Genomic DNA, 26993 nt, shown 5'->3' with positions numbered 1-26993 from the left:
GAGGTAATCTCCTATGTCTTCCGACATGTCCACCAACGCGCCCGAAACCCCCGCCGAAGAGAACACGGTCAAGTTCACCGACCTGGGCATCGACCCCCGGGTGCTCGCCGCCGTCGAGGACCTCGGCTACGAGAAGCCGTCACCCATCCAGGCCGCCACCATCCCGCTGCTGCTCGAGGGCCGCGACGTCGTGGGCCTGGCCCAGACCGGCACCGGCAAGACCGCCGCCTTCGCGATCCCCGCGCTGTCGAAGATGGCCGAACTGGCCGACCTGAACGGCACCGCCCACCACACGCAGGTCCTCGTGCTCGCCCCGACCCGCGAGCTCGCACTCCAGGTCGCCGAGGCCTTCACCTCCTATGCCAAGCACATGGGCGACTTCACCGTCCTGCCCGTCTACGGCGGCTCCCCGTACGGACCGCAGCTGGCCGGGCTGCGCCGCGGCGCCCAGGTCGTCGTCGGCACGCCCGGCCGCGTCATAGACCACATCAACAAGGGGTCGCTGGACCTCTCGCACCTGCAGTACGTGGTGCTCGACGAGGCCGACGAGATGCTGCGCATGGGCTTCGCCGAAGAGGTCGACAAGATCCTCGAGGCCACCCCCGAGGACAAGCAGGTCGCCCTCTTCTCCGCCACGATGCCCGGCTCCATCCGCCGCATCTCCAAGCAGTACCTGCGCAACCCGCAGGAGGTGTCGGTGAAGTCCAGCACCACCACCGGCAAGAACACCCGCCAGCGCTACGTCCAGGTCATGGGCGCGCACAAGCTCGACGCCATGACCCGCATCCTCGAATCCGAGGAGCACGACGGCGTCATCGCCTTCGTGCGCACCAAGATGGCCACCGAGGACCTCGCCGAGAAGCTCAAGGCCCGCGGCTTCACCGCTGCGGCCATCAACGGCGACATCCCGCAGCAGCAGCGCGAGCGCACCGTGGAGAACCTGCGCAGCGGCAAGATCGACATCCTGGTCGCCACCGACGTCGCCGCCCGCGGCCTCGACGTGGAGCGGATCAGCCATGTCATCAACTTCGACATCCCGCACGACACCGAGTCCTACGTGCACCGCATCGGCCGCACCGGCCGCGCCGGCCGCCAGGGCGACGCCATCCTGTTCATGACCCCGCGCGAGAAGTACCTGCTGCGGGCCATCGAGAAGGCCACCCGCCAGCCCGTCGAGTCCATGACCCTGCCCAGCGTGGACATCGTCAACGACAAGCGCCTGGAGAAGTTCGCCGGCCAGATCTCCGAGACCCTGGCCGCCGAGGAGCTCTCGGTCTTCCGCAACCTGGTCGAGAAGTTCGAGGCCGAGCACGACGTCAGCGCCGTGGAGATCGCCGCGGCCTTGGCCCACATGGCCCAGGGCGGCCGCCCGCTGCTCATGGAGGAACTCCCCGTTCCCCCGGCCAAGCAGGCCCGCATGTCCAAGGGCGCCAAGGACGGCTTCGGCTCCCGCGGCCCGTCGCGGGCGCTGACCGAGGGCAACGCGACCTACCGCATCGCCGTCGGCCGCCGCCAGCGCGTCATGCCCGGCTCCATCGTCGGCGCCTTGGCCAACGAGGGCGGCTTCAGCTCCAGCCAGATCGGCGGCATCGACATCCGCGCCGACCACACCCTGGTGGAGCTGCCGGCCGAGCTGTCACAGGACCAGTGGAACGCCCTGTCCCGCACCCGGGTCGGCGGCGAGCTGATCCGCCTGGAGCTGGATACCGGCCGTTCCCCGCGTCGGGACCGCGAAGGCGGCGACCGTGGTGGCTACCGCAAGGACCGCGGCGGCTTCGACGGCAACCGCGGAGATCGTGGTGGCGACCGGGGTGGGTACCGCGGGGATCGCGGTGGCGACCGCGGCGGCTTCGGCGGCTCCCGCAAGCCGCGCAGCTCCTCGCGCAACTTCGAGGGCGGGCGCGGCCGCAGCTACTAGCGGGCACGGCTCCGGCATCCCGGGCCCGAGGCCATTGACACCAGCGGACGGCCGGTCCTCCCACTGCGGGCAGGGCCGGCCGTCCGGCGTTTAATGCGCCAACCGCCGCTGTCGGGGCGGCGTGGAAGCCAGGGGCCGGCAGGTCGTCGGGGCCCGGATCCACGGCCCTGGTGTGTCGTCCACCACAAGGGCCTTCCCCGATTTTATCCGGACGCAGATTGCTGGTAGAGTTTTTCTCCGTTGCCCCCCTAGCTCAGTGGTAGAGCGCGTTCTTGGTAAGAACGAGGTCACCGGATCGATTCCGGTGGGGGGCTCTGAGTGGAAAGCCCGCGTCCGAGTCGACTCGCGAGAGAAACCGACGTGGACGCGGGCATTCCCATTCGTGGCGGTGTAGCTCAGCTGGTTAGAGCGCACGACTCATAATCGTGAGGTCCCGGGATCGAGTCCCGGCACCGCTACCACAGGAATCCGTCCCGCACCGCGGGGCGGATTTCGTCGTTTCCGGGGCTGCGCGCTCCCGCTGCGCGCCTATGCTGGAGGCATGGATCCAGCGGCCGACATCGTGTCCACCCGACCGGCCGCCACCGACGCCACCGCTGCCGGCGTCCTGCTCAGCTCAGGCATCGACTGGCCCGCCGACGGCTCGACGTCGCGATGGGCCCTGCAGTCAGTCAACGGGGCACGCGCCGACCTCGTGCTGGAGCCCGGGACGCGCTGCTCCTTCGCGGTGGAACCCGGGCGTTGGTGCCTGGGGCACACCCGCGTTGACGGCGCCGAGGACTGGGCCCACGTCGACTGCCCCGACGCGGCAGCGGCGGCGCGCGGCACCCAATGCGCCTCCTGCCTGGTCCGGGACGACGCCCGCCACATGCACGACTTCCACCGCTCGGGCATCGCACCCCCCGGGTTGCGCGCCTACCTCGCGAAGCCACAGTGGCTCTACGTCGCCACGTTCGCGCACGGCGTCTCAAAGATCGGCACCGCGGGCCAGGGCAACAAATGGCGCCGGCTGGCCCAGCAGGGGGCCGTCATGGCCTCCTATGTGGCGCTGGCGGCCGACGGACGCATCGTCCGGATCCTGGAGGACCTGGTCACCGACCGCCTCGGCCTGGGGCAGGCGGTGCGTGCCTCCGCCAAGACCGCGGGGCTCACCGACCCGGGGCAGGGCGGGCCCTCGCCGTCGGGGGTGTACGACGCCGGATCCCTCGCCATGGTGCACCGGGTCCAGGTGGAGAGGGTGCGTGGACTGCTCGCCGACGACCCCGAGGCCACGGGGCTGGACGTCCAGCCCGCCGACGAGGCCTTCGAGCCTTCGCCCCTGGCCGATCCGTTGCTCTCTGCCTGGCATTCCGGCGAAGTGCACCCCTACCCCGGGTGGCTCAGCGCCAGCACCCATGGCTTCATCGTCGACGCCGTCCTGGGCCAGACACTGGGTGTGAGATTGGATGGATCCGAGCGGTTGTACGCCGTTGACGCCTCGGTGCTCAAGGGCCGGCGGGTGGTGCCCGGCGAGCACTCCACCGCGGTGCCCGTGGCGCAGGACTCGCTGTTCTGAACCGATAGACTTGATGGCATGATCAGCACACCCTGGGAATCGGCGTCGGGCCTTTACAAGGTCCTGGTGATCGCTTCCATGGCCGTCTCCGGCCTGGGCATCATCCTGGCGCTGGTCGGTGCCAACACGGGCAACCGGCCGCTGATGTACACGGCCGTCGGGATCATTCTGGTCGGCCTGCTGACCCACGTCGCCGGACTGGTGGTTCGCGGACGCGACGTCAAGACGTACCGGAAGCAGAATCCGCCCGTGCCGAAACAGCGCCAGGGCCGCTAGGGGAGCTGCTGGGAAGCATCCGCCGCACGGTTTTCCGCGACGTGTTTGCGTGCGTGCGCCACGGCGGGTTCCAATTCCTCGAAGACGTGCCGGTAGTGCCGCAGGGCCCCGATGACGCCGACGGTTTCGGCCATCTTGGCGTGTTCGGAGCGGATGCCCTTGACCAGGACCGTGATCTTGCGTCGCTCCAGGGCCCCGATGATCTCGACCAGGGCGCGGGCGCCGGTCGCGTCGAGCATCCGCAGGCGCGACAGCCGCAGGATGACGACTTCCACGCCGGTCACCGCCTGGACGTCCGTGAGGATCTTTTCGGCCGCCCCGAAGAACATGGCACCGTCGAGGCGGAAGAGCGCAATCCGTTCATCATCCGGGTGGACGTCGCCGGGCAGTGCCTCGCGTGCGGCGCCGGAGGCCTTGGCCACCGAGCGCAGGGTGAAGAAGGCCGCGACCAGCACCCCGATCTGGATCGCCTCGATGAGATCGAAGGCCACGGTGATGATGGCCGTGACCACGAACAGGGTCGCCTCGGAACGGCCCGAGCGCAGGATCGATGCCGCCGTATGCCGGGAGACCATGCGCGTGGCCGTCACCATTAGGATCCCTGCCAGCGCGGCCAAGGGGATCCGCCCGACCAGTTGCGAACCGGCATAGACGATGACCAGCAACAGCAGGGCGTGGACGATCGCGGCCAGCCGGGTGCGGGCCCCGCTGCGCACATTCACCGCGATGCGGGCGATGGCGCCGGTGGCAGGCATGCCCCCGAAGAGGCCGGCCGCTATCGACGCCAGCCCCTGCCCGGCGAGTTCACGGTCCGGGTGGTATTGCCCCGTGGTCGAACCGTGGGGGTCCACCAACCCCGCGGCGACCCGCGCCGAGAGCAGCGATTCGATGGCGGCCAGGGCGGCCACGGCCACGGCAGGGCCGGCCAGCTCCGCCATCAGGGGCAGCGAAACGGGCGGCAACGCAGGTGCCCCTAGTGCCGACGGCAGTGCGCCGATGCGGGGGATGCCCAGGTGCAGCCACTCGGCCACGACGGTGACCAGGACGATGGCGATGAGGCTGGCCGGCAGCCCGGGGTGCAGACGCGGGGCGGTGACCATCAGGGTGGCCACAACGGCGACGATGGCCACGGTGATGCCCGCTGTCGGCCACTGCGCGCCACCGGCGGAGATCCAGGCGGCAACGACGGTATTCAGCCCCGACGGTGCCTGGGTGCCCGTGGCCAAGGGCACTTGTTGGAGAAAGATGATGGTGCCGATCCCCAAGGTGAAGCCTTCGACCACCGGCCACGGGATGAACGCGACGGCCCGTCCGACGCCGGCCAGGCCAATGGCCAGGACGATCACGCCCGCCATGATGCTCAATAGGGCGATCGATCCCACGCCGTGGGCCGCGACGATGGGGGCGAGGATGACGACCATCGCCCCGGTGGGCCCGGAGACCTGCACGGGGGAGCCGCCCATCACCGCGGCGACCAGCCCGGCAATGACGGCGGTGACGAGGCCGGCGGCGGCTCCGACGCCGGAGGTCACCCCGAAGGCCAGTGCGAGGGGAAGCGCGACGATGCCCACGGTGACGCCGGCCAGGATGTCGACCCGCCAGCTCGTGGGCAGCAGCGCATAGTCGTCGGCGCCGGGCAGGAAGGCGCGCAGGGCGGGGCGTGCCATCAGTGGGCCGCCGCCGTCTGGTGTGCCGTGTTCCCGGTGCCGCGGCGGGTCGCCACCCGGTCGTCGAGGAACCGGCGGGCGATGGCCAGCAGTTCGACGACTCCGGGGTGGGCCAACGAGTAGTCGACGTGGCTGGCCCGGCGTCGTGAGGTGACCACGCCGTGCCGGCGCAGCACCCGCAGGTGCTGGGACAGATGGCTGGCCTCGATGTCCATGGCCGCCAGCAGCTGCGCGACGGTGGCTGACTGCCCCGGCGAGTCGACGAGGATCTCCAGTGCACGGATACGGGCCGGGTGGGCCAGCGCCTTGAAGAGGTTCGCCTTGATCTCATACAAGGGCAGCTGCTCGTCGTTCAGGAACATGGCGTCCTTTCTGGTGGCATGGGATGATGATTCCATCATATCGGAGGCGTGGCCCGCCCCGGCATCCGCGGCGGCCACCGTGCCTTAAGCTGGAAGCCGTGCAAGCGCAGCCACCGACCCGCCCAACAGCGAGGACACCATGAGCATCAACCCGGCCCTTGAAGGGCGCAGCTACCCGGCGGGGGAGGCCTACGTGGTCTCCCGCGAGAAGATCCGCGAATTCGCCGCAGCGACGAAGGCCTCCCACCGCTCGCACTACGACCAGGAGGCCGCCGCCGGCCTCGGCCACGCCGATCTCGTCGCCCCTCCCACCTTCGCGATCATCGTCGCCCAGCGGGCCGATGCCCAGCTGATCGGTGACCCGGAATCGGGCATCGACTTCTCCCGGGTCGTCCACGCCGACCAGCGCTTCACCCTGCACCGCCCCATCGTCGCCGGCGACGAACTCGTGGCCGAGCTGCACGTGGACAAGGTGCGCGCCATGGGCGGCGGAGCCATGATCACCACCCGTTCGGAAATCAGCACCACCGACGGTGCCGCCGTCGCCACCACCATCTCGTCGATCCTCGTCCGCGGGGAGGAGGCAGCATGACCCCCATCGACTTCGCCACGCTCGAAAAGGGCCAGGACATCGGCAGCACCACGCTGCACGTGAACCGCGCCGACCTCATCCGCTACGCCGGGGCCAGCGGCGACTTCAACCCCATCCACTGGAACGAGCGCTTCGCCACCGAGGTCGGCCTACCCGGGGTCATCGCCCACGGCATGTTCACCATGGGTGCCGCGGTCACGCTGGTCGAGGACTGGACCGGGGACCCCGGGTCCATCGTCGACTACCAGACCCGCTTCACCAAGCCCGTCGTCGTCGAGGACCCCGCCGGCACGAACCCCTCCGACGCGGAGGGCACGGCCCTGGAGGTCAGCGGGGCCATCGGCGCCCTCGACGAGGAGGCCCGGACCGCCCGCGTCGACCTGACCGTCGTCGCCGACGGGCAGAAGGTGCTGGTCAAGGCGCAGGCCCTGGTCCAGTTCTGATGTCCCGGCTGCTCTCCGAGCTGACCACTACCGGCGTCGGCGGTCCCGCGCGGCACTACCTCGAGGCCGGCACCGAGGCCGCCCTCATCGACGCCGTACGCGCCGCGGACGACGCCGGAGGGCCGCTGCTGCTCATCGGCGGCGGATCGAACCTGGTCATCTCCGACGCCGGATACGACGGCACGGTGCTGCGCATCGCCACCGACGGCCTGGACATCGTCCCCGGCCGGGATGGCGGGCCGGCCCGGGTGACCGTCCAGGCCGGGCACTGCTGGGACGACGTGGTGCGGGCCACCCTGGAAGCCGGGCTGTGCGGACTCGAGGCGCTCTCCGGTATCCCCGGCTCCGCGGGCGCCACCCCGGTGCAGAACGTGGGCGCCTACGGGGCCGATGTCTCCCAGGTCCTGGAATCCGTCCGGGCCTGGGACCGGCGGGAGCGCACCGTGGTGGAGTTCGGCACCGCCGACCTGGGCTTCGGCTACCGCAACTCGCTGCTCAAGCGCACCACCGTCCAGGGCTCGCCCCGCTTCGTCGTCCTCGACGTCACCTTCGCGCTCGAGGCCTCGACGCTCGGGGTGCCGATCGCCTACGCCGAACTGGCCCGCACCCTCGGCGTCCAGGCCGGCGGACGGGCCCCGGCCGCCGAGGTCAGGGCAACCGTGTTGCGGCTGCGCACCGGCAAGGGCATGGTCCTGGACGCAGCCGACCGCGATACCTACAGCACGGGATCCTTCTTCACCAACCCGATCGTGGACGCCGCCACCGCGGCCGGGCTGCCCCAGGACGCCCCGCGGTTCCCTGCCGAGGGCGGCACCAAGCTCTCCGCCGCGTGGCTGATCGACCGGGCGGGCTTCGCCAAGGGGTACGGGCTGCCCGGCACCGCCGGTGCCGACCTGGCCAGCGGGCGGGCCGCGCTGTCCACCAAGCACACCCTGGCGGTCACCAACCGGGGCCAGGCCACCTCAGCGGACATCCTGGCCGTCGCCCGTGCCGTCCGCGACGGCGTCCGGGAATGCTTCGGCATCACCTTGCATAACGAGCCGCTGCTCATCGGTATCGACCTCTGAGATGGCCGTCGTGCCCGCACCCCACGTCGTGGCGCGGGCGCGCCTGGCCTCCCAGGGGCTGCTGCCCGGCCCCGGCCCCGGGCACGCCGCCGGCCCGGCCGATGCCGTCCGGCGGCTGCTCCTGGTCCAGGCCCAGGATCTCGGCCAGGCGTTCTGGGCCCTGGGCGTGCGCGCACCCGGAGCCGGCGCGGCAAAGGTCCGGGCGGCGTTCGATGCCGGGGCCATCGTGCGGACCTGGGCCGCCCGCGGCACCCTGATGCTGGCCGCCCCCGGCGTCCTCGACGACGTGCTCGCGGTGACCGCGCCGCGCATGCGGGCCCTGGCGGCAGCCGGCTTCCGCCGCTCGGGCATCACCGCAGGCGACCTCGCGGCCCTGGAGCCGGTGGCGCTTCGCCGCAGCGCCGACGGCGCGACCCGCAACGAACTCCTGGAGGCCTTCCGCGACGCCGGGCAGCCGACCTCCGGACAGCGCGGCTACCACCTGCTCATGGGCCTGTCGTTGGAGCGCGTCATCGTCCAGGGGCCGATGGCCGCCGGCGGCAGCCGCCAACTCTTCGTCCCGTACCGCGACTGGCTGGGACCGGCAGGGCACGACGGCGGAATCGCGGAAGGCGCCCTGGAGCGCCTGGCGGTGGGGTACTTCACCGGCCACGGGCCGGCGACGGGGCCGACTTCGCCTGGTGGCTCGGCGTCCCGCTGGCCCCCGTGCGCGCCGCGCTGGAGACGGCCCGGGCCGGTGGGCGGCTGGTGCGCCGGGACCTGGCCGGCACCGGCCACTGGATGGGGGCTGAGACTGCGGCCCTGTTCGACGGGGGCGGGCCAGGCCCGGGTGCCCGCAGCCTCATCGCCCTGCCCGGCTTCGACGAGTACCTGCTCGGATACCGCGACCGGTCGGCCACCCTGCCGGCGCAGCATGCGGCCCGGGTGGTCCCCGGCGGCAACGGGATCTTCCGCCGGACCATCATCCAGGCAGGGGCGACGGTCGGCACCTGGTCGGCCGGGGGCGGGCCCGAGCCCTTTGGGGACGCCTTGGGGCCTGCCGCCGTCCGTGCCTTCGCTGCGCGGAAGCGTGAGTATGCCCGGTTTTGGGAACGGTGAGGTCACAATTGCGTCCCGGTGCGGGTCGCCGTGGACTTTACCGGCGGGACTGTCGCACTATGGATGCATGGAACACGAGACAAGCCTGGAACACGCGCTGGATCTGGCCGAAGGCAACATCAAGGAAGCCAAGCGCCTGCTCGATCGGGGCAAGGCAGCCCATGCCGCCGGCGAAATTACCGACGAACGTCTCGCGGCACTGCAGCGCCTCTACGACACGGCCCACGAGGACGTGGGGCGCGTCCAGCACGAGAACTGATCGGCATCCCGTCGCCGCCCACGGCGGACGCAACGCAAACGGCAGGGGCACCACCCGAAGGTGGTGCCCCTGCCGATTGCCGGCGGACGGGCCGCCTACAGGCGGCCCAGGGCGATGGCCAGCATGCGGCGCAGCGGCTCGGCCGCGCCCCACAGCAGCTGGTCGCCCACCGTGAATGCCGAGAGGTACTGCGGACCCATTTCCAGCTTCCGAAGGCGCCCCACGGGAATGTCCAGGGTGCCGGAGGCGGCGACGGGGGTCAGCTGCTTCATGGTGGCGTCCTTGGAGTTGGGCACCACCGTCGCCCACTCGTTGTCGGCGTCGAGCAGGCGCTCGATCTCGTCCAGCGGCAGGTCCTCGGTCAGCTTCAGCGTCAGGGCCTGCGAGTGCGAGCGCATGGCGCCGATCCGCACGCACAGCCCGTCGAGCATGACATGGTTGTCCTCGCCGGTGCCGAGGATCTTGTTGGTCTCGACCCCGGCCTTCCATTCCTCCTTGGACTGCCCGTTGCCCAGGTCGGCGTCGATCCAGGGGATGAGCGAACCGGCCAGCGGGACGCCGAACTCGGTGGCGTCCAGGCCCCCGCGCTGGGTCTGCAGGACCTTGCGGTCGATCTCCAGGATCGCCGAGGCCGGATCGGCCAGTTCATCGGCCACCGAGTAGTTGATGTCGCCGAACTGGTTGATCAGCTCGCGCATGTGGCGCGCGCCGCCGCCGGAGGCCGCCTGGTAGGTCATCGCGGTGCCCCACTCGACCAGCCCGTTGCGGAACAGTCCGCCCAGGCCCATCAGCATGCAGGAGACGGTGCAATTGCCGCCGACGAAGTCCAGGGTCCCGGCCGCCAGACCGGCGTCGATCACGTTGCGGTTGACCGGGTCCAGCACGATGATCGAGTCGTCGTTCATCCGCAGCGTGGAGGCCGCGTCGATCCACAGGCCCTTCCAGCCGCGGGAGCGCAGCTCGGGGTGCACGCGCTTCGTGTAGTCGCCACCCTGGGCGGTGACGAGGATGGGCAGCTTGGCCAGCTCGTCGAGGTCGTAGGCGTCCTGCAGCACGCCGGCACCCGCGGCGAACGAGGGGACCGGCCCGCCCGGGTTGGAGGTCGAGAAGAAGACCGGGTCGATGCCCTCGAAGTCGCCCTCCTCGAGCATGCGTTGCATGAGCACGGAGCCGACCATGCCTCGGTAGCCAATGAATCCAACGGAAGAAGTCATTCATCCATCGTAAGGCGACGACGGGGTCGAACCCCAGCCGGGTTACGTGCCACGGGCGCCCCTGGCGCGGATCGGCCGGTCTGGTTGGCCCGCGCCCGCCCGGACGGCGGGCTACTTGCCGGAGAGGATCCGCGCCCGTTTGCCGATGGCCCAGTACGCGCCGAACGCAAAGGCCTGGGTAATGGTCACCAGCACGATGACCCCGCCCAGGACGGCCCCGGTGAGGATCATCCAGAATCCCAGCGCCGCGCAGATCAGTCCGAGCAGCGGGAAGAGCATGAACCCCAGGGCGAACAACGGCTCGGGCTGGCAGGCCAGTGCCCGGAATGCTTCCTTCATCTAGCGGCGCTCCCAGAGCTCGTGGCGGTACTCGGTGCCGTTGGCGGCGGTCAGCCACCCCTCCGCAGGCTCGCGCAGCGCCAGCTTCCAGTCGTCGGGCAGCCGGGGCGCCCGGGTGTCCCCGGCGGCGTCGATGTTGATGACCGTAACCACCGCGGTATCGGCCAATGGCTCGTAGGCGGCGTAGACCTTCCCGCCCCCGCAGATCCAGATCTCCTTCGAGCCCTCGGCGGAGGCCGCGGCGTCGAGCCCCTCCTGCAGCGACTGCACGACGGCGGCTCCCGCACTGGCTGCCTCGTCCGCTGTGGCGGTGTCGGAGGTCAGCACGATGTTGGTCCGTCCGGAGAAGGGCCGGAACCGCGGCGGGATCGAGGCCCAGGTGCGCCGGCCCATGATGACCGGGTGGCCCATCGTCGTGTGCTTGAAGTGGGCCATGTCCTCGGGCAGGTGCCAGGGCATGGTGCCCTCGTGGCCGATGACCCCGTCGACGGTCTGGGCCCAGATCATGCCGATGCGGGCGGTGGGAGCCGTGTCGCCGGCCGGGGCGGACGCAGGTGCTGCGTGCCGGCGCCCGGGCGTGTGCTGGTCGGCATCCAGTGCTGCGTGGCGCCTCATACGGCCACCGGAGCCTTGATGGTCGGATGGTGCTGGTAGCCGGTGATCTCGAAGTCCTCGAGCGTGTAGTCCAGGATGCTCCCCGGGGTGCGGGCCAGGCGCAGGTGCGGGTAGTCGTAGGGCTCGCGGGCCAGCTGCTCGGTGACCTGCTCGAGGTGGTTGTCGTAGATGTGCACGTCGCCGCCGGTCCAGATGAACTCGCCGACGTCCAGGCCGACCTGCTGGGCGACCAGATGGGTGAGCAGCGCGTAGGAGGCGATGTTGAACGGGACGCCGAGGAACATGTCGGCGCTGCGCTGGTAGAGCTGGCAGGAGAGCTTGCCATCGGCGACGTAGAACTGGAAGAACACGTGGCACGGGGGCAGCGCCATATCCGAGAGCTCGGAGACGTTCCAGGCCGAGACCAGGTGCCGGCGCGAATCCGGGTTGGCCTTCAGCGCATCGACGACCTCGCTGATCTGGTCGATGTGCCCACCATCGGGGGTGGGCCAGGACCGCCACTGCACCCCGTAGACCGGGCCCAGTTCACCGTTTTCATCGGCCCATTCGTTCCAGATCCGCACCCCCTGCTCCTGCAGCCAGGCCACGTTGGACTCCCCGCGCAGGAACCACAGCAGCTCGGCGGCCACGGACTTGAAGTGCACCCGCTTGGTCGTGATGAGCGGGAATCCGGCCGCGAGGTCGAAGCGGATCTGCCGGCCGAACACGCTGCGCGTGCCGGTGCCGGTCCGGTCGGATTTGGGGGTGCCGTGCTCCAGCACGTCGCGCAGCAGGTCCTCGTACGGGGTTGGAATACTCACGCCCGCCAGTCTACCGGCCAAGGCCCTGACCCCTACCCCGCTCCCAGCGTGAAACCGATCGATAGGCCGACGGGCAGCCCGATGACCAGCAGGGCGAAGACCGCCACCGCCCACTTGCCCTTCGGCGGCCCGACGTTCACCGTCAGGCCCATGCCGCTGCCTTCCCGCTTGGGAACCAGCACCCGGGGGTCGGCGGGGTCGTTGTACAGGACGCCGCCGAACAGCCAGAGCCTGTCCTCCGCGGCCTCGTCGGCGTCGGGCTCGATGCCGGCCCCCGCAGCGTAGCGCTGCGCCCACCGGGATCCGAGCCAGAAGGCCCAGACGATGGCCACCAGCACGATCCCGGCCAGCAGCAGGGCGATCCACCCGCCGACGTGTTCCGGGCGGAGCCACCCCTCGAGGGCCAGGCCGGAGAAGAGCAGTGCCATCAAGACCGACGTCAGGCCCAGCCCACCGATGGTTCCGCGGATCATGCCTTCTCGGCGGATCCGGCGGTACGCCGACGGGTCCGCCCGGGCCGGTGACATGGCCGGGACGACGGCAGCCAGGAAGGCCATCAGGACCGTCATCCCGATGCCGATCCACAGCATGCCGAAGACCGTTCCCGGAGACTTGGCGTCGAAGGCATCCGGGGCGCCCGACGGGCCCCAATGCGTGGGGATCGTCTCGGGCAGGCCGGCATAGATCGACAGGCCATACAGCTGGGTGCCGAGCAGGACAACGACGGCCAGCGGATACGTCAGCCAGATGAGGCCCCGGCCACGGGACAATTGCTGTTCGGTGATCGTCCCCATGGCATCCGAGCCTAGCTGGTTCCGCGGGGTGCCCTGGCCCGCATCAGCCGGCCCCGGACCAGATCGACGACGGTTTCATCGTCGAAGGGGGTCTGCCGTGCCGCGGTTACCAGGGTCTCCACCGCAGCCTCCAGATCGGGGTATCCGCCGGGGGCCTCGCCGTCGCGCACGGCCGGGGAGGTGCCTCCGGGTGGGGGAGGGCTGGGCGCGACGACGGTACCCAGCCGGCGCCGCGACTGCAGCACCCCGGAGGACTCCAGTTCCTTGTAGGCCCGGCTGACGGTCCCGACGGCGACGCCCAGGTCGGCGGCCAGGGCGCGCACCGTGGGCAGGCGGTCACCGGGCCCCAGCTCGCCGATGGCGATGAGCGAGGCGATCTGCCGGCGGATCTGCTCGTACGGCGGGACGGCGTCGTCCAGGTCCACCGTGATCGAGGTCGTCAAGGCCGCCTCCCGCTCTCGGAGTGCTGCCCGGCGGTAGGTCCGCCCGGGGCCGGGCCCTGCGTCGGTGGGGCGGCCGGCTGGTCCGGCCGGGAGAATTCCGCCGAGGGGCAGAAGACCGCCAGGGCCGCCAGGGCAAACAGGACCGCGCTGCCCGTCCACCGCAGGCCCTGCCAGGTGAGCGGACCGCCGGCGTTCCCGAGGACGGCCGACCAGTGGAACCACAGTGCAGAGTCCATCAACACGACCAGGCCGGCTGCCATGAACAGGTTCGCGGCAGCCAGGCGGAGGATCCGGTGCCGGCTCAGGGCACGAAGGCGAACATCCTCGGCGGTGCCGGCCCGGCCGAGGCCGGGCCGCCGGGATACCAGCAGCCACCAGCCGATGGCGGGCAAGGCAGCGAGGGCCAGCCCGACGGTGATCGACAGGACCAGCGATCGGTCCCCGTGCGGTGTGGCCAGAGACAGGACCAGGGCGAGAACGTACAGTCCGGCCCCCGTGCACAGGGCGATGGTCGGCAGGGCCGGCCAGGGCAGGTGCGCGGTGGGACGGCGGCTGCCGGGATGCGGGCAGTGTCCCCGGCGCAGCAACGCCTCGACCCCGAGCATGCACAGGAAGTAGAAGGCAAAGGGCAGGCTGGCGGCCAGCAGCGGCCCCTCGACCCCGGACAGGGCGGGCGGCGGGAAGCGCATGAGGGGCCCGGCCCATCCGGGAAGCGCCAGCAGCGAGGCAACCAGCGGGACCATCGCCATGGCCATGACCCACGCGTGGCATCGGTTCAGCAGCTGCAGGGCCGCCGGCAGGCTGCCGGGAAGGTGGGCCACGGCGCGTGGGGTATGCGCATCGCCGGAGGCCACCAGCCGGGGCGGTGCTGCCGCCACCATGGCGACCAGCACCGCAAACTGCCCGAAGAACAGGACGGTGACCAGCCAGCCCCATGGTTTGTCGGCACCGGAGGCGGCGGCGCCGACCATCAACCCGCCGCGTCCGCTCCATTCCTCCGCTGACATGGCTGCCCGCTGGGCCGCGGCCATGGCCGAGCCGACGGCGGTGAGCAGGATCCCGCCGACGACGAGGATCGCCGTGCGCAGCAACCGGTTGAGGCCGATGAGCCGGATCGTGCGGTTGTCGGAAGCCGACAGCCCGGCCAGCGGATGCCGCCTGATGATGACCAGGGCCGCGATCCACGTGGCGGCGACAGCGACCACCAGGGCGGCCAGCAGCCATGGCCCGGATTCGGTGCCCGCACGCAGCCCGTCGATGGCCGGTGTGGATTCGGAGCCGATCATGTCGCCGGTCGAATCGTAGGTGGTCACATCCCGCCCGGGGATGGGTGCGACGCCGGGGCTCGACCACGCCCAGGCGATCGCGGCCAGGCCCAGCACGGAGAGGACCGCCAAAGTTGCCGCCAGGGCGCGGGGGAGGTGGTCGCGCAGCGTCCTGACCTCCAACGACGCCGTCCTGACGCGTGAGTTGGGCCGCGGCCAGGTGAACTGGGCCAGGACGTACACGAGGCCGAGCCAGAGTCCGGGGGAGGCCGCCACCCAGGCCAGGCCGAGCGTCGTATGTCCGGCGGGGTCGATCGAGGTCCACTGGGAGCCCTGGCCGTCGTCGACGTAGGTCGGCGCGGCCACGTGCACCAGTGCAGAGAGTCCGGAGGTGCTGGAGGCGAAGAAGGCGATGACGGCGGTCCAGAGTGCATGGCTGCGGGCCGACCGGCGGGGATCACCGGAGACCGGCGTATGGGCCTGCAGGCGCAGGAACCCGTAGAGCAGTGCGGCACCGACCGCGATGCCGAGGGCGATGGTGGGTGCCTCGCCCGTGGTGGTCCATCCGTTCATGGGTTTTCCTTCCGTTGCTTGTACCAATGTATCGAATTATTGATACAAAAGTACAGCGACGGAAGGTGTGGACCTGCGGCAGGTGGCCCCGGCGTCGTGCCCTGCTACTCGGCGACCATGTCCTGGTATTCGGGGTAGCGGTCCAGGTAGTCCTGCACATAGGTGCACTCCGGGATGACGGTGCGGTCCTGGGCGCGCAGTTCCTCCAACACCATCGTCACCAGGGCGCGGGCGTAGCCACGCCGGCCGTGGGCCTCGTCGATGATGGTGTGCTGCAGGGTCACGACGCCGGTGCGGGGGTCGATGCTGTAGCCGAGGATGCCGATGAACACCTCCCGGTGCCAGAGGCCGTAGCGGCCCCGGTCCGGATCATGCTCCAGGCGCAGGCCCTCGTGCACGATCTTCTCCGGACGCTGGCCCGGCACGGCTGGCTGGCCTCGGTGGGCGGTGTTCACGTGACCTCCTGGGCGGTGGATACCTGTCCTCAGAGCCTACTCGGCGCCGTGCGGGGCCGACTACCCGTGGGACGGGATCAGTCGTCGAACGTCTCGAAGACCTCGACGGACACCGGCTTGCGCAGCTTGGCCATCGGCTGCTGGATGACCACGATCGCCCCCGGGCGCAGATACGGGTCACGACCGGGCAGGAAGCGGGCCAGCGGGCCGGTCAGCCGCTCGGCGAGGGCATCGAAGACGATCGGCAGCACCGGGCGGTGCGTGCACACCGCCTGCGGCACGCCCTTGTCCATCAGCTTGCGGATGGTCTTGCGCACGCTGGCCGGCTTGCGGGTGGCCTCGTGCTCGGTCAGCCCCGGCACGAGCTTCACCCCGAGGCCACGGGACTTCAGGTACGGCGAGACCGTCTGGATGCAGCGGGTCCAGGGGCTGCTGGCCACCCGCTGCGGCTCCCAGGCGGAGAGCAGCGCGGCCACCTCGAGTGCCTGGCGCTTGCCGGTGGCGGCCAGTGGGCGCTTGCCCTCCTCCTTGGTCCAGCTGGAGCGGGGCTTGGCCTTGGCGTGGCGCAGCACGATCAGCGGAACGGTGGCCAGGCGGCCGTCGATGTAGGCCGACTCCAGCACGTCCAGCGGGTCGATGTCGGAGGGGTTGGTCAGCCAGCGGCGTGCCTCGGCGGGCGAGACCCAGCGGGCGGAATCCACCTCGTGGCCGTCCGGGACGGCGCGGCCGCCGTCGACCTGGGCGGCCCAGTAGTACACGATCTTCTGCCCGGCCTTCACCGGGTAGCGGATGGCCGGCAGCGGGATGCCCAGGGTGATGTGCAGGCCGACTTCCTCGCGCACCTCGCGGACGGCGCATTGGGGAACGGTCTCGCCGTCGTCGAGCTTGCCCTTGGGCCAGGACCAGTCGTCGTACTTGTCGCGGTGGATCATCAATACCTCGAGGTCCCCGCCGGACACCCGCCAGGGCAGCGCACCGGCCGCCAGCACCTTCACGGTCCCCCCGGTGACGACGGGGTCATCGGAGGAGCGCATCACCAGCGACATCAGCGGCGGGCCGCCCGACGCTGCCGGGATTCCAGCAGCCAGGACTGGACGTCGGAGAGTTTCTCGCCGTCGGGGCCGAGGTGGTGGCGGGTCCATGCGCCCTCGGAGTCCAGGTGCCAGCTGGCGGTCCGTTCGTCCACGTAGCGGTCGAGGATGCGCTGCAGCTCGGTGATGTCGTCCTTGTTGGACAGCCGGACCAGGGCCTCGACGCGCCGGTCGAGGTTGCGGTGCATCATGTCCGCCGAGCCGATGTAGATGACGGGTTCGCCGTCGTTGTGGAAGGAGAAGACCCGGGAGTGCTCCAGGAAGCGGCCGAGGATCGAGCGGACCCGGATGTTCTCGCTCAGTCCCGGGACCCCCGGGCGCAGCGAGCAGATGCCGCGCACGATGACATCGACCTTCACCCCGGCCTGGCTGGCGCGGTAGAGCGCGTCGATGACCGCCTCGTCCACCATGGAGTTGACCTTGATGACCACCCGGGCCTCGCGGCCGGTGCGGCGGTGGGCGATCTCCTGCTCGATCCGGTCGATGAGCCCCGACCGCAGCGACCGCGGTGCCACCAGCAGGCGCTTGAAGGTGGAGCGCGGGGCATAGCCCGAGAGCTGGTTGAACAGCCGCGAGAGGTCCTCGCCGACCTGGTCGTCGGTGGTCAGCAGCCCCAGGTCCTCGTAGTACCGGGCGGTGCGGGGGTGGTAGTTTCCGGTGCCGATGTGGCAGTAGCGGCGCAGCCGGTCGCCCTCGCGGCGGATGACCAGGGACAACTTCGAGTGGGTCTTGAGCCCCACGATGCCGTAGACGACGTGGACGCCGGCCTGCTCGAGCTTGCGCGCCCAGGAGATGTTGGCCTGCTCGTCGAAACGGGCCTTGATCTCCACCAGGGCCAGCACCTGCTTGCCCGCCTCGGCGGCATCGATGAGCGCGTCGACGATGGGGGAGTCGCCGGAGGTGCGGTACAGGGTCTGCTTGATGGCCTGCACCTTCGGGTCCGCCGCCGCCTGCTCCAGGAACGCCTGGACCGAGGTGGAGAAGGAATCGTAGGGATGGTGCAGCAGGATGTCGCGCCGGCGCATGGCGGCGAAGACGTTGGCCGCCTTGGATGTCTCCGATTCGTTGAGGAACCGGCTGGTATGGGCCAGTTGCTTCGGGTAGTGCAGGTCGGCGCGGTCGATCCCGGCGATGACCGAGAGCCCGCGGAGGTCCAGCGGGCCGGGCAGGGCGAAGACCTCGTCCTCCTCGACGCCGAGCTCGCGCACCAGCAGTTCGCGGATGGTCGGGTTGATGTCGCTGGCCACCTCCAGGCGGACCGGCGGGCCGAAGCGGCGGCGCAGCAGTTCCTTCTCCAGGGCCTGCAGCAGGTTCTCGGCGTCGTCCTCCTCGACTTCGAGGTCCTCGTTGCGCGTGACGCGGAAGGTGTGGTGTTCGACGACCTCCATCCCCGGGAACAGGTACTCCAGGTGCTGGGCGATGACATCCTCGAGCGGGATGAAGCGTGCGAGCCGGCCGGCGGAATTGCCGGCACGGGGCCCGTCGACGGAGATCAGCCGCGGCAGCACGCCGGGGACCTTCAGCCGGGCGAAGAGCTCCTTGCCGCTGACCGGGTTGCGAACGATCACCGCCAGGTTCAGCGAGAGCCCGGAGATGTAGGGGAACGGGTGGGCCGGGTCCACGGCCAGCGGGGTCAGCACGGGGAAGACCTGCGCGACGAACCAGCGGCGGATCTCGTCCTGGGCGACCTGGTCCAGTTGGTGCCACCGGGTGATCTGGATCTGCTCGGCGGCCAGGGCCGGGCGCAGGAACTCGGCGAACACGTGGGCGTGGCGCAGCTGCAGGTCCTTGGCGCGGACCAGGATCTCCTCGAGCTGGTCGATGGGGCTCACCCCGGCGGCCGAGGGCACCGCCAGGCCGGTGGCGATGCGGCGCTTGAGCCCGGCCACGCGGACCATGAAGAACTCGTCCAGGTTGGAGGCGAAGATGGACAGGAAGTTGACCCGTTCGAGCAGGTACAGGTCCGGGTCCTCGGCGAGCTCGAGCACGCGGGCGTTGAAGTCCAGCCAGCTGATCTCGCGGTCCAGGAAACGGTCGTCGGTGAAATCACCCTCCGGGCCCAACGGGGGATCGAACACCGGCAGCTCGATGCGGTCCTGCGTGGCCCGGGCCGAGGGCATGTCGCCGTCGCCGAAGCTCGCGGCGGTTGCGGAATTCGTCTCCATCGGGTCCGTCCTCACGTGGAAGTCGTTGGGGTGCAGCATGAACCGTAGTGCCCACACCACCGGCGCGGGCGCGACGACGCGTTCGGGAACACACTACCCGGCGGCCGAGGCGCCCCGCGCGTACATCACGTCCACGTCCCAGCGGGTGAACCCCAGCTTCTGGTACAGCCCGACGGCGGCGGTGTTGTCCGCATCGACGTAGAGCATCACGGCCTTCAGCCCGCGCGAGCGCAGGTACTCGATCCCGGCCACGGTCAGCGCCCGGCCGAGCCCGGTGCCCTGGGCGGCCGGGACGACGCCGACGACGTAGACCTCGCCCACGGCGTGGTGTTCGCCGGTGGTGAGGCTCTTCAGGGCCGGATGGACCTTGGTCCAGTGGAACCCGGCGATCCGCCCGTCCCCGTCCTCGGCCAGGAGGAACCCGTCCGGGTCGAACCAGTCCTCCTCCATCCGGGCGGCGAGGTCGGCCTGCGTCATCGCCCCCTGCTCCGCATGGTCGGAGAAGGCCGCGGCGTTGGCGGCGAGCCAGTCTTGTTCGTCCTGTCCGGGCACGAAGGGGCGCAGCCGGTAGCCGGGGGGCATCTCGGCCGGCGGCAGGCCGGCGTCGTGCATCAGGCGCATCCGCCACAGTTCGCGCACCGGGGCGAAGCCGTGGTGGTGGGCCAGCCGGGCGGCGGCCTCGTGGTTGCCGTGCGACCAGGCCTGCAGCGACTCCAGCGGAACCTGGACGGCAAGGGTCGCCACGAGTGCGGCGCCGATCCCGTCGTTGCGGTATTCGGGGTGCACGACGATTTCCAGCGTGCCGGGGGACTGGCCCGGGGCCGGGACCGCCACGGCCACCCCGACCAGTTCGCCGGAGGCCCCGCCGTCGGTGTCGGCCAGCCATGCGGCAATGACCAGCAGGGCGTCGGCGGATTCGCCGGTGCGCAGCTCGACCAGGGTCTGCTCGCTCAGGGGCGGGTTGCCGTCGGTGTCCTCGGCGTCGGCGGCCAGGGCGGTGATCCGGCCCAGCAGTTCAGTCCCGGGTCGGCCGGTCGAGGTGGTGATGGTCCAATCGGTGCTCTGGGTGGCGCTCATGGAACCAACATAGCCTCGCTCAGCCACCTTGTGCAGCCGCGGGTTCGTCCTCGGCGCGTGCGGCGGCGAAGCGGTAGCCGACGTTGCGCACGGTGCCGATGAGCTGTTCGTGGTCGGCGCCGAGCTTGGCACGCAGCCGCCGCACGTGCACGTCCACCGTCCGGGTGCCGCCGTAGTAGTCGTAGCCCCAGACCTCGTGCAGCAGCTGGTCCCGGCTGAACACCAGCCCGGGGTGCTGGGCCAGGTGCTTGAGCAGCTCGAACTCCTTGTAGGTCAGGTTCAGCGGCGCGCCGTGCACCCGCGCCGTGTAGCTGGCCTCGTTGATCACCACGCCGCCGGCCCGGATCTCGGCGGCCTCCTGGTGGGCCGCCGCAGTGGCCAGCGAGGTCACCAGCCGCAGGCGGGCCTCGACCTCCGCCGGGCCCGCGGTTTCCAGGACGACGTCGTTGGCCTGCCACAGCGCGGACACCGCGGCCATCCCGCCCTCGGTCAACACCAGGATGACGGGGGTGTCGATGCCGGTGGAGCGTGCCAGCTGGCACAGGGACCGGGCGTTGGCCAGGTCCCGGCGGGCGTCGAGCAGGACCGTGTCGGCCTCGGGGAGCCGGAGCAGGGTCGCGGCGGTCGCGGGGAGGATCTTCACGTCGTGGGAGAGCAGTTCCAGTGCCGGCAGGACGCCCACGGACGAACCGGGGGCGTTCGTCAGCAACAGGATGCTGGCCATGCCGAGACCTCCTTTCCCATGCCTCTCGGACCGATGCGCGCCGTTGGGACCGGAAGTTGTGCCCAGTATAAGTGGACCCCTGCCGATGCCCACAGCCTCCGGCCATGAGGCAGGATGTATGACGTGAGAACCAAAACCTTTGCCGTGGCGTCGCTGCTGGCAGTCGCCGTGCTCGTTGCCTCAAGTTACGTCGGGCCCCGGGGCGCGGGCAGCTGGGCCATGTGGGCCGTGCTCTGCGCCTGCGTGGTGGTGTTCGCCATCGGCTACCCCCGGTTGGTCGGCCTGCCCGCACCGGTGCCGCTGTCCGCCGTGATCGCGCTCGCCGGCCTGGGGTCGGCGACGTTGGCCGCGGTGGCCCCGATGCCCTCGCCGATGCGCTGGCTGGGAGCCGTCGTGGCCATCGGCGTCGTCCTGGTGTTCCTGAGCCAACTGCTGCGCGGCACCGGCGAGCGGCAACGGCTCGAATCCACGCTCGGGGGCAGCGCCGGGGTGCTGGTCGCCGCCTTCGGCAGCGGCTGGGTCGGGGCCGACCGGCTGGCGCCGAACGCCACCGACAGTTCGATGATGCTGCTGTCCGGGCTCAGCCTCGCCGCTGCCGTGCTGGTCTGCTCCATCCCCTGTCCCGAGCGCATTACCGCACCGTTGGCCCTGGTGGCGGCGATCCTGGTCGGCGGGGTGTCCAGCGCGCTCGCGACCGACGTCGCGGTCGTGCCCGCCATCGTGGTCGGGGCGGTCGTGGGCATCGTCGTGGTGGCCCTGCACATGATGCTGGTCTCCGAGGCCTCGATGGCCCACGGCAGCGCCATCCGCTCGGCCGCGCCCGGGGTCCCGGGAGCCGTCGGCGCAACGGCACCGGCGCCGGACGATGCGCCCGGTGCCGCGGCAGCGGAAAACGGCCGCGCGGGACAGGCGACGATCGGGATCTGGGGCGCGGTCGCCGGGGGCGTGGCGGCGGTCATCGCCTCGGGCGCGCTGGTCTACTACACGGAGCGGCTGCTGCTGCGATGAGCCGCCCGGCGGCCGCTGGTCACCGAATCCGCTTCCCGGCCCCACGGCGTTAGGATGGTGCCATGGAATCGAATTACATGGCACTCGAGATCTTCTTCATCACCCTGCTGGTGCTCGCCGGGCTGGGCATGGCAGGCTTCGCGGGCCTCGTCGTCACACGCCTGTTCAAGGGCCAGAAGTAGCCAGGACTGCACTGCATGCCCACCGAGATCCCCACTGACCTGACCCCGGAGCTCGTTCCGCTCTCCTGGCTCATCGGCACCTGGGAGGGCTCCGGGCGCCTCGGCGAAGGCGAGGCCGACGATGCCCACTTCATCCAGCGCGTCGAGTTCACCCACGAGGGCGCGCCGTACCTGGTGTACCGGGCCGAGAGCTGGCTCAGCGACGAGCAGGGCAACAAGTTGCGCCCACTGGCGACCGAGCAGGGCTACTGGGCGCTGGACCGGCCCCTGCAGGAGGCCGATGGCGGCCCCGGCATGGTTCCGGGCGAGATCGTCCCGGCGCTGCGTACGGCGGACGACGTCGAGGAGCTGCGGGCGCCCGAAGGCGGATTCAACATCGTGGTGAACATTGCCCACCCGCGGGGAGTGAGCGAACTCTACTACGGCAACATCAATGGTCCGCGCATCGAATTGGCCACCGACATGGTCGTTCGCGGGTCCAACTCCCGCGACTTCTCGTCGGCCACGCGCATGTACGGACTCGTCAACGGGCAGCTCTTCTGGCGCTGGGACATCGCCGCCGGCGGGGAACCCCTGGCGGCCCACGCCTCCGCGGCCTTGGCGAAGCAGGCCTGAGATGGCCTGGCGTTCACCTCTGCTGGATAACCCGGGGGCCGTGGAAGGCTCCGGCGCGGACGCCGGTGTGGCGGCGCATTACGGTGAGCCGCTGCCCGAACAACGCCGGCTGGACCGCGGCCAGGCCGTGGCCGACCTGTCCCATCGCGGGGTCGTCACCGTTTCGGGGCCGGACCGGCTGTCCTGGCTCAACAGCCTCTCGAGCCAGCTGCTGCTGGGGCTGAAGCCGGGGGAGAGCACCGAGGCGCTGTTCCTGACCCTGCAAGGCCGGGTGGAACATGACTGCCGCGTCATCGACGACGGCGAGACCACGTGGCTGATCGTCGAGGGCGCCGAGGCCGGGCCGTTGGCCGGCTGGCTCGACTCCATGCGCTTCATGCTCCGGGTCGAGATCCACGATGCCACCGCCGACTGGGCGGTGCTCGGCGCCGGAGCGCCCCTCCCCGCCCTCTCGGGCTACCAGTTCTGGCAGGACCCCTGGCCCGGCGTCAGCATCGGCGGCTACGCCTACTCGGCGTCCGGTCATCCGGCAGCCGGCCGCGTCTGGATCGAATACCTGGTGCCCCGCGGGGACCTCGTCTCCGCCGTCGGCGACCTGCCGCTGGCCGGCACGATGGCCGTGGAGGCCCTGCGCATTGCCGCCTGGCGTCCGCGCGTGAGTGCCGACGCCGACGAGAAGACCATCCCGCACGAGCTGGACCTGCTGCGCACTGCCGTCCACCTGGACAAGGGCTGCTACAAGGGCCAGGAGACGATCGCGCGCGTGCACAACCTGGGGCGCCCGCCGCGGCGCCTGGTGTTCCTGCACCTCGACGGATCCATGCACACCCACCCGGCGGTCGGCAGCGAGGTCAAGCTCGGCGAGAAGACCGTGGGCCGGGTGACCTCGGTGGGCCTGCACTACGAGGCGGGTCCGATCGCCTTGGCCACCATCCGGCGGAACACCGACCCGGAGGCGACGCTGACGGTGCGCGATGGCGAGGAAGACTACCCGGCGAACCAGGAGACGATCGTGGCCACCGACGCCGGGCAGGTTGTCGGCCGTGCGACGGGCTTCCTCCGCCCGCCACGCTGAGGCCGGGGCGGCACCGGCTGCCAAGTTGTCGCCCACTCGGGCGGTGGCATACCCTCGGACGAGGCGCACACGCCTTCCCCGCGGCGGCCCGATGGCCTGCCTCCGACGGGGACGCCCTTGCTGCGGACGGGACGGCCCGTCCGATCGGACGACACGGGGACGACCCCGTGGAATAGGTTCTGACCGTGCCTTCCACTACCGCCAGATCCATCCTCACGCCCACCGCCGTGGCACGCATCGTCGTCGGCTGGGGCGCCTTCCTGGCCCTGTTCCTTGCCGGGCCCCTGCTGCAGCCACCCGTTCCAGCGTGGCTGCTGGTCGCGACCCTGGTCCTGATCGTCGCGGTCATCCTGCTCTGTGCTTTCGGGGTGGTCCACGAGGCCGAACACCTGGCCGTCCGCCTGGGCGACCCCTACGGTTCGCTGGTCCTCACCCTGTCGATCGTGCTGATCGAGGTGGTGCTCATCGCGGCCGTCATGCTCGGACCGGGCGAGCACGCGACGATCGCCCGGGATTCGGTGATGGCCGTGTCGATGATCATCCTGAACGCGGTCATCGGCCTCTGCCTGCTCGTCGGGGGCCTCAGGCACGGGGACCTGGAGCACAACCGCACCGGCACCTCGGCCTATCTGGCGATGATCGTCGTGCTCTCGGCAGTGGCGTTCGCCGTTCCCGCACTGATCGGCCACGGCGGCGCCTACACGGCCGGCCAGGAGATCCCCCTGGTGGTCCTGACGCTGGCCCTGTACGGCTTCTTCCTGGCTCGCCAGATGGGCAGCCAGGCTGCCGACTTCCGCGAGGTCGACCCACGTCTGCAGCCGGCGCCGGTCCCATCCGTAGGCGGTGGCGCTCCCGGACGCCCGGGCATCGGGCAGGTCATCTCCGAGCACCGTTCCGAGGTGGTGCTGCGGCTGGCCGTCCTGGTGGTCACGGTCCTGCCCATCGTGCTGCTCTCGCACGACATGGCGACCCTGCTCGACGACGGCCTGGGCCGGCTGGGGGCTCCGGCGGCACTGTCCGGGATCCTGATCGCCCTCATCGTGTTCCTGCCCGAATCGATCACCTCGGTCCGTGCGGCGCTGCAGGGTGAGATCCAGCGGGTGGCCAACCTGTGCCACGGGGCCCTGGTCTCGACGGTCGGTCTGACCATTCCAGCGGTGCTGGTCATCGGCATGCTCACCGGCCAGCCGGTGGTGCTCGCTGGATCACCGGCGAACCTGCTGCTCCTCGGCGTGACCCTGCTGCTGTCGGTGACGACGTTCGCCGCCCCGAAGGTGACCGCGATGCATGGCGCGGCACATCTGGTGGTCTTCGCCGTCTACGGCATCGCCGTCTTCTCCTGAGGCGTCCCTCAGGCCCGGTCGGCGTCGAGGCTGGCCTGGGTCAGCGAGCCGGCCAGAGTGAACCCGAGCGCGTCGGCCATCAGCTGTGCCGCCTTGTTGTTGACCTCGGCACTGAACTGCGCGACGAATCCCTCGGCCAGGGCGTCATCGGCGGCGATCGCGGCGATGTAGGTGCCCAGCCCATGGCGCCGCAGCGATGGTGCCGTGAGCACCCCCAGATCCGCGATCATCCCCTCCCACACCGAATACCCGGCACCGGCGAGCGGGGCATGCCCGTCCTCGGAGAGGAGCGTGAACCGGTGGGGCAGCCCGGAGAGCCGGGCCGCGGCGAGGTCGTCACGTGGACAGATGGCCTCGAGTTCGACGGCGGTACTGGGCTCATGCGAGACCACGGTGGTCGTGGATTCCTCCACGGTGGGAGGCTCGTCGCTGTAGTAGAGCAGCGACTCGCCCAGGCCCCGGGCCCCGACGTCGCCGTGGGCGCGGACGAGCCCGAGCAGTCGCGACTCCGCGGCGAGTTCCTCGTCGTGGACGCCGGCCGCCGCCCGCAGCAGCCATTGCGGGCCGGCGAGGACGGACCCGCCCATGAAGCGCACGAAGCTCACGGTCGTGGCCGCGTCATCACGGTGGTTGATGCGTCCTGCGTCCGTTCCCATGGCCACGGACGCCAGGGCCGAGTCGGCCATGCCCAGCCGGCGGGCCCACGCCAGGGCGATGATGGCACGGGTGCCGGTTTCCAGATCCATGTGTCCAGCCTACTTTCCACCGGAGGGCGCGCCCCGCTGCGGGGCGGCTACCCGAAGAGGACGGCCGCCTCGTCGTAGCGGTGCGGCGGCACGCGTTTGAGGTTGTTCAAGGCCGCCTGGAAGGGCACGCGGTGGATATTGGTGCCGCGCAAGGCGACCATGTTCCCCCAGGCGGCTTCGTGGACCGCGTCGACCGAGGCCATGCCCAGCCGCGTCGCCAGGACCCGGTCGAAGGCGCTGGGCACGCCGCCTCGCTGGATGTGGCCCAGCACCGTGGCCCGGGACTCGATCCCGGTGGCGGCCTCGATCCGGAACGCCAGCTGGTCGCCGATCCCGCCCAGGCGGGGGCGGCCGAAGGCGTCAACGCCCCGGTCCGAATAGGCCTCGTCCGCACCTTCGGGCACGAAGCCCTCCGCGACGACGACCAGCGGTGCGCGGCCGCGGTCCCGGGCCTCGGTGACCCAGGCGTTGATCTGGTCCATGCTCACGCCCTGCTCGGGGATGAGGATCGCGTGGGCGCCGGCGGCCATGCCGCAGTGCAGGGCGATCCAGCCGACATGCCGGCCCATGACCTCGGCGACCATGCAGCGGTGGTGCGACTCCCCGGTGGTGCGCAAACGGTCGATCGCCTCGGTGGCGATGGCCACGGCGGTGTCGAAGCCGAACGTGTAGTCGGTGGCGTCCAAGTCGTTGTCAATGGTCTTGGGGACCCCGACGATCTTCAGTCCGGCATCGGTCAGCCGCTTGGCCGCGGCCAGGGTCCCTTCGCCGCCGATGGCGATCAGGGCATCGACGCCGAGGCGCTCGAGGGTTGCTGCGATCTTCTCCGGGCCGCCGCCCTCGCCGTCGAAGGGATTGGTGCGCGAGGTTCCCAGGATGGTGCCGCCCTGCTTGGAGATGCCGCGGACGCGCTCGCGGGGCAGATCGATGATGTCGCCCTCCACGACGCCGCGCCAGCCGTCTTGGAAACCCACGAACTCGTGGTCATGGCTCTTGATGCCGTTCAGGACCGCTCCGCGGATGACGGCGTTCAGTCCCGGGCAGTCTCCGCCGCTGGTCAGGATTCCGATGCGCATGGTGATGGTGTGTGCTTTCGTCAGGTTCACGTCCCGGTGGGACCTTGCTCGGAGCGCGACGCTGAGCTCAACACGGTCGATGCTAGCAAGTGGCAGATGAGACGGCCACCACACCATCGGCGGTGGCCGTCACATGCCGGGTGCAGGAACCGGGCG

At 70.7% G+C, this 26993-nt stretch carries 27 protein-coding genes, 2 tRNA genes and 1 pseudogene; 14 read left to right on the top strand and 16 right to left on the bottom strand.

Annotated elements, in window-relative coordinates:
* The first annotated feature begins 25 nt into the window (after nt 1–25).
* The 5 genes from AB8M85_RS01745 (at nt 26) to AB8M85_RS01725 (ending at nt 3749) form a co-directional block, all read left to right on the top strand.
* A complete protein-coding gene (locus AB8M85_RS01745; protein WP_372697043.1) occupies nt 26–1918 on the top strand; it encodes a DEAD/DEAH box helicase in 1893 nt (630 codons plus the stop codon).
* Between the two features lie 242 nt (nt 1919–2160).
* Nucleotides 2161–2232, top strand: a tRNA-Thr gene (locus AB8M85_RS01740).
* A gap of 70 nt (nt 2233–2302) precedes the next feature.
* Nucleotides 2303–2379 (top strand) — tRNA-Met (locus AB8M85_RS01735).
* Between the two features lie 80 nt (nt 2380–2459).
* Nucleotides 2460–3473 (top strand): DUF2797 domain-containing protein, encoded by a 1014-nt coding sequence (locus tag AB8M85_RS01730; RefSeq protein ID WP_372697042.1) that lies wholly within the window; start codon nt 2460–2462, stop codon nt 3471–3473.
* 18 nt (nt 3474–3491) lie between these two features.
* Nucleotides 3492–3749, top strand: a complete 258-nt coding sequence (locus AB8M85_RS01725) for a hypothetical protein (protein ID WP_372697041.1) — start codon at nt 3492–3494, stop codon at nt 3747–3749.
* On the opposite strand, the gene AB8M85_RS01720 is transcribed toward AB8M85_RS01725, so the two are convergent.
* On the bottom strand, nt 3746–5416 hold the full coding sequence (locus AB8M85_RS01720; RefSeq protein ID WP_372697040.1) for a SulP family inorganic anion transporter: 1671 nt from the start codon (nt 5414–5416) through the stop codon (nt 3746–3748). The genes AB8M85_RS01725 and AB8M85_RS01720 overlap by 4 nt on opposite strands.
* Nucleotides 5416–5778 carry an ArsR/SmtB family transcription factor gene (locus AB8M85_RS01715; protein ID WP_372697039.1) on the bottom strand — a complete coding sequence of 121 codons (363 nt, stop codon included), beginning with the start codon at nt 5776–5778 and terminating at the stop codon, nt 5416–5418. The genes AB8M85_RS01720 and AB8M85_RS01715 overlap by 1 nt, the downstream gene beginning before the upstream one ends.
* Nucleotides 5779–5917: 139 nt before the next feature.
* Between AB8M85_RS01715 and AB8M85_RS01710 the strand changes: the two genes are divergently transcribed.
* The 5 genes and pseudogenes from AB8M85_RS01710 (at nt 5918) to AB8M85_RS01690 (ending at nt 9237) form a co-directional block, all read left to right on the top strand.
* Nucleotides 5918–6370 carry a MaoC family dehydratase N-terminal domain-containing protein gene (locus AB8M85_RS01710; protein ID WP_372697038.1) on the top strand — a complete coding sequence of 151 codons (453 nt, stop codon included), beginning with the start codon at nt 5918–5920 and terminating at the stop codon, nt 6368–6370.
* Nucleotides 6367–6813: a MaoC family dehydratase gene (locus tag AB8M85_RS01705; RefSeq protein WP_372697037.1), complete on the top strand. Its 447-nt coding sequence runs from the start codon at nt 6367–6369 to the stop codon at nt 6811–6813. The genes AB8M85_RS01710 and AB8M85_RS01705 overlap by 4 nt, the downstream gene beginning before the upstream one ends.
* The gene (locus tag AB8M85_RS01700; protein ID WP_372697691.1) at nt 6810–7880 is read left to right on the top strand and encodes a UDP-N-acetylmuramate dehydrogenase; all 1071 of its coding nucleotides are present in this window, start codon (nt 6810–6812) and stop codon (nt 7878–7880) included. Before AB8M85_RS01705 ends, AB8M85_RS01700 begins: the two co-directional genes overlap by 4 nt.
* A gap of 1 nt (nt 7881) precedes the next feature.
* Nucleotides 7882–8978, top strand: a pseudogene (locus tag AB8M85_RS01695) (winged helix DNA-binding domain-containing protein).
* Nucleotides 8979–9045: 67 nt separating this feature from the next.
* Nucleotides 9046–9237: a hypothetical protein gene (locus AB8M85_RS01690; protein ID WP_372697036.1), complete on the top strand. Its 192-nt coding sequence runs from the start codon at nt 9046–9048 to the stop codon at nt 9235–9237.
* A 95-nt stretch (nt 9238–9332) separates the two neighbouring features.
* On the opposite strand, the gene asd is transcribed toward AB8M85_RS01690, so the two are convergent.
* From asd to AB8M85_RS01630, 12 genes are all read right to left on the bottom strand, one after another.
* Nucleotides 9333–10451: an aspartate-semialdehyde dehydrogenase gene (gene asd / locus AB8M85_RS01685; RefSeq protein WP_372697035.1), complete on the bottom strand. Its 1119-nt coding sequence runs from the start codon at nt 10449–10451 to the stop codon at nt 9333–9335.
* A gap of 111 nt (nt 10452–10562) precedes the next feature.
* Entirely contained in the window at nt 10563–10790 is a 228-nt protein-coding gene (locus AB8M85_RS01680; protein WP_372697034.1) for an NF038396 family protein, read from the bottom strand.
* On the bottom strand, nt 10791–11405 hold the full coding sequence (locus tag AB8M85_RS01675) for a dihydrofolate reductase (protein ID WP_372697033.1): 615 nt from the start codon (nt 11403–11405) through the stop codon (nt 10791–10793).
* Nucleotides 11402–12205, bottom strand: a complete 804-nt coding sequence (locus AB8M85_RS01670; protein WP_372697032.1) for a thymidylate synthase — start codon at nt 12203–12205, stop codon at nt 11402–11404. Before AB8M85_RS01670 ends, AB8M85_RS01675 begins: the two co-directional genes overlap by 4 nt.
* Before the next feature lie 32 nt (nt 12206–12237).
* Nucleotides 12238–12999 (bottom strand): DUF1648 domain-containing protein, encoded by a 762-nt coding sequence (locus tag AB8M85_RS01665; protein ID WP_372697031.1) that lies wholly within the window; start codon nt 12997–12999, stop codon nt 12238–12240.
* An 11-nt stretch (nt 13000–13010) separates the two neighbouring features.
* Nucleotides 13011–13442: a GntR family transcriptional regulator gene (locus AB8M85_RS01660; RefSeq protein ID WP_372697030.1), complete on the bottom strand. Its 432-nt coding sequence runs from the start codon at nt 13440–13442 to the stop codon at nt 13011–13013.
* A complete protein-coding gene (locus AB8M85_RS01655; protein ID WP_372697029.1) occupies nt 13439–15280 on the bottom strand; it encodes a hypothetical protein in 1842 nt (613 codons plus the stop codon). The genes AB8M85_RS01660 and AB8M85_RS01655 overlap by 4 nt, the downstream gene beginning before the upstream one ends.
* A 104-nt stretch (nt 15281–15384) precedes the next feature.
* Nucleotides 15385–15735, bottom strand: coding sequence for a GNAT family N-acetyltransferase (locus AB8M85_RS01650; RefSeq protein WP_372697028.1), 351 nt, complete (start codon nt 15733–15735; stop codon nt 15385–15387).
* 77 nt (nt 15736–15812) lie between these two features.
* Nucleotides 15813–16781, bottom strand: coding sequence for an NUDIX domain-containing protein (locus tag AB8M85_RS01645; protein ID WP_372697027.1), 969 nt, complete (start codon nt 16779–16781; stop codon nt 15813–15815).
* Entirely contained in the window at nt 16781–18991 is a 2211-nt protein-coding gene (locus tag AB8M85_RS01640) for an RNA degradosome polyphosphate kinase (RefSeq protein ID WP_372697026.1), read from the bottom strand. The genes AB8M85_RS01645 and AB8M85_RS01640 overlap by 1 nt, the downstream gene beginning before the upstream one ends.
* A 93-nt stretch (nt 18992–19084) precedes the next feature.
* Complete coding sequence (gene mshD / locus AB8M85_RS01635) at nt 19085–20068, bottom strand: mycothiol synthase (RefSeq protein WP_372697025.1); 984 nt, start codon at nt 20066–20068, stop codon at nt 19085–19087.
* A 19-nt stretch (nt 20069–20087) separates the two neighbouring features.
* On the bottom strand, nt 20088–20792 hold the full coding sequence (locus AB8M85_RS01630; protein ID WP_372697024.1) for a winged-helix domain-containing protein: 705 nt from the start codon (nt 20790–20792) through the stop codon (nt 20088–20090).
* Between the two features lie 123 nt (nt 20793–20915).
* Here AB8M85_RS01630 and AB8M85_RS01625 point away from each other — a divergent pair, with 123 nt between their 5' ends.
* From AB8M85_RS01625 to AB8M85_RS01610, 4 genes are all read left to right on the top strand, one after another.
* Nucleotides 20916–21800, top strand: coding sequence for a hypothetical protein (locus tag AB8M85_RS01625; protein WP_372697023.1), 885 nt, complete (start codon nt 20916–20918; stop codon nt 21798–21800).
* Between the two features lie 197 nt (nt 21801–21997).
* Nucleotides 21998–22597 (top strand): FABP family protein, encoded by a 600-nt coding sequence (locus tag AB8M85_RS01620; protein ID WP_372697022.1) that lies wholly within the window; start codon nt 21998–22000, stop codon nt 22595–22597.
* A gap of 1 nt (nt 22598) precedes the next feature.
* Nucleotides 22599–23672 (top strand): folate-binding protein YgfZ, encoded by a 1074-nt coding sequence (locus tag AB8M85_RS01615; protein ID WP_372697021.1) that lies wholly within the window; start codon nt 22599–22601, stop codon nt 23670–23672.
* Nucleotides 23673–23857: 185 nt separating this feature from the next.
* Nucleotides 23858–25015, top strand: a complete 1158-nt coding sequence (locus AB8M85_RS01610) for a calcium:proton antiporter (protein WP_372697020.1) — start codon at nt 23858–23860, stop codon at nt 25013–25015.
* Between the two features lie 8 nt (nt 25016–25023).
* Here the strand turns inward: AB8M85_RS01610 and AB8M85_RS01605 are convergent, their stop codons facing one another.
* Nucleotides 25024–25761 carry a GNAT family N-acetyltransferase gene (locus AB8M85_RS01605; RefSeq protein ID WP_372697019.1) on the bottom strand — a complete coding sequence of 246 codons (738 nt, stop codon included), beginning with the start codon at nt 25759–25761 and terminating at the stop codon, nt 25024–25026.
* 47 nt (nt 25762–25808) lie between these two features.
* Nucleotides 25809–26837: a 6-phosphofructokinase gene (locus tag AB8M85_RS01600; RefSeq protein ID WP_372697690.1), complete on the bottom strand. Its 1029-nt coding sequence runs from the start codon at nt 26835–26837 to the stop codon at nt 25809–25811.
* Between the last annotated feature and the right edge of the window lie 156 nt (nt 26838–26993).

The organism is Arthrobacter sp. JSM 101049, from assembly GCF_041679245.1.
In the GTDB taxonomy this organism is placed as follows: Bacteria; Actinomycetota; Actinomycetes; order Actinomycetales; family Micrococcaceae; genus Arthrobacter_H.
This window is presented reverse-complemented; position numbering and strand designations above follow the sequence as displayed.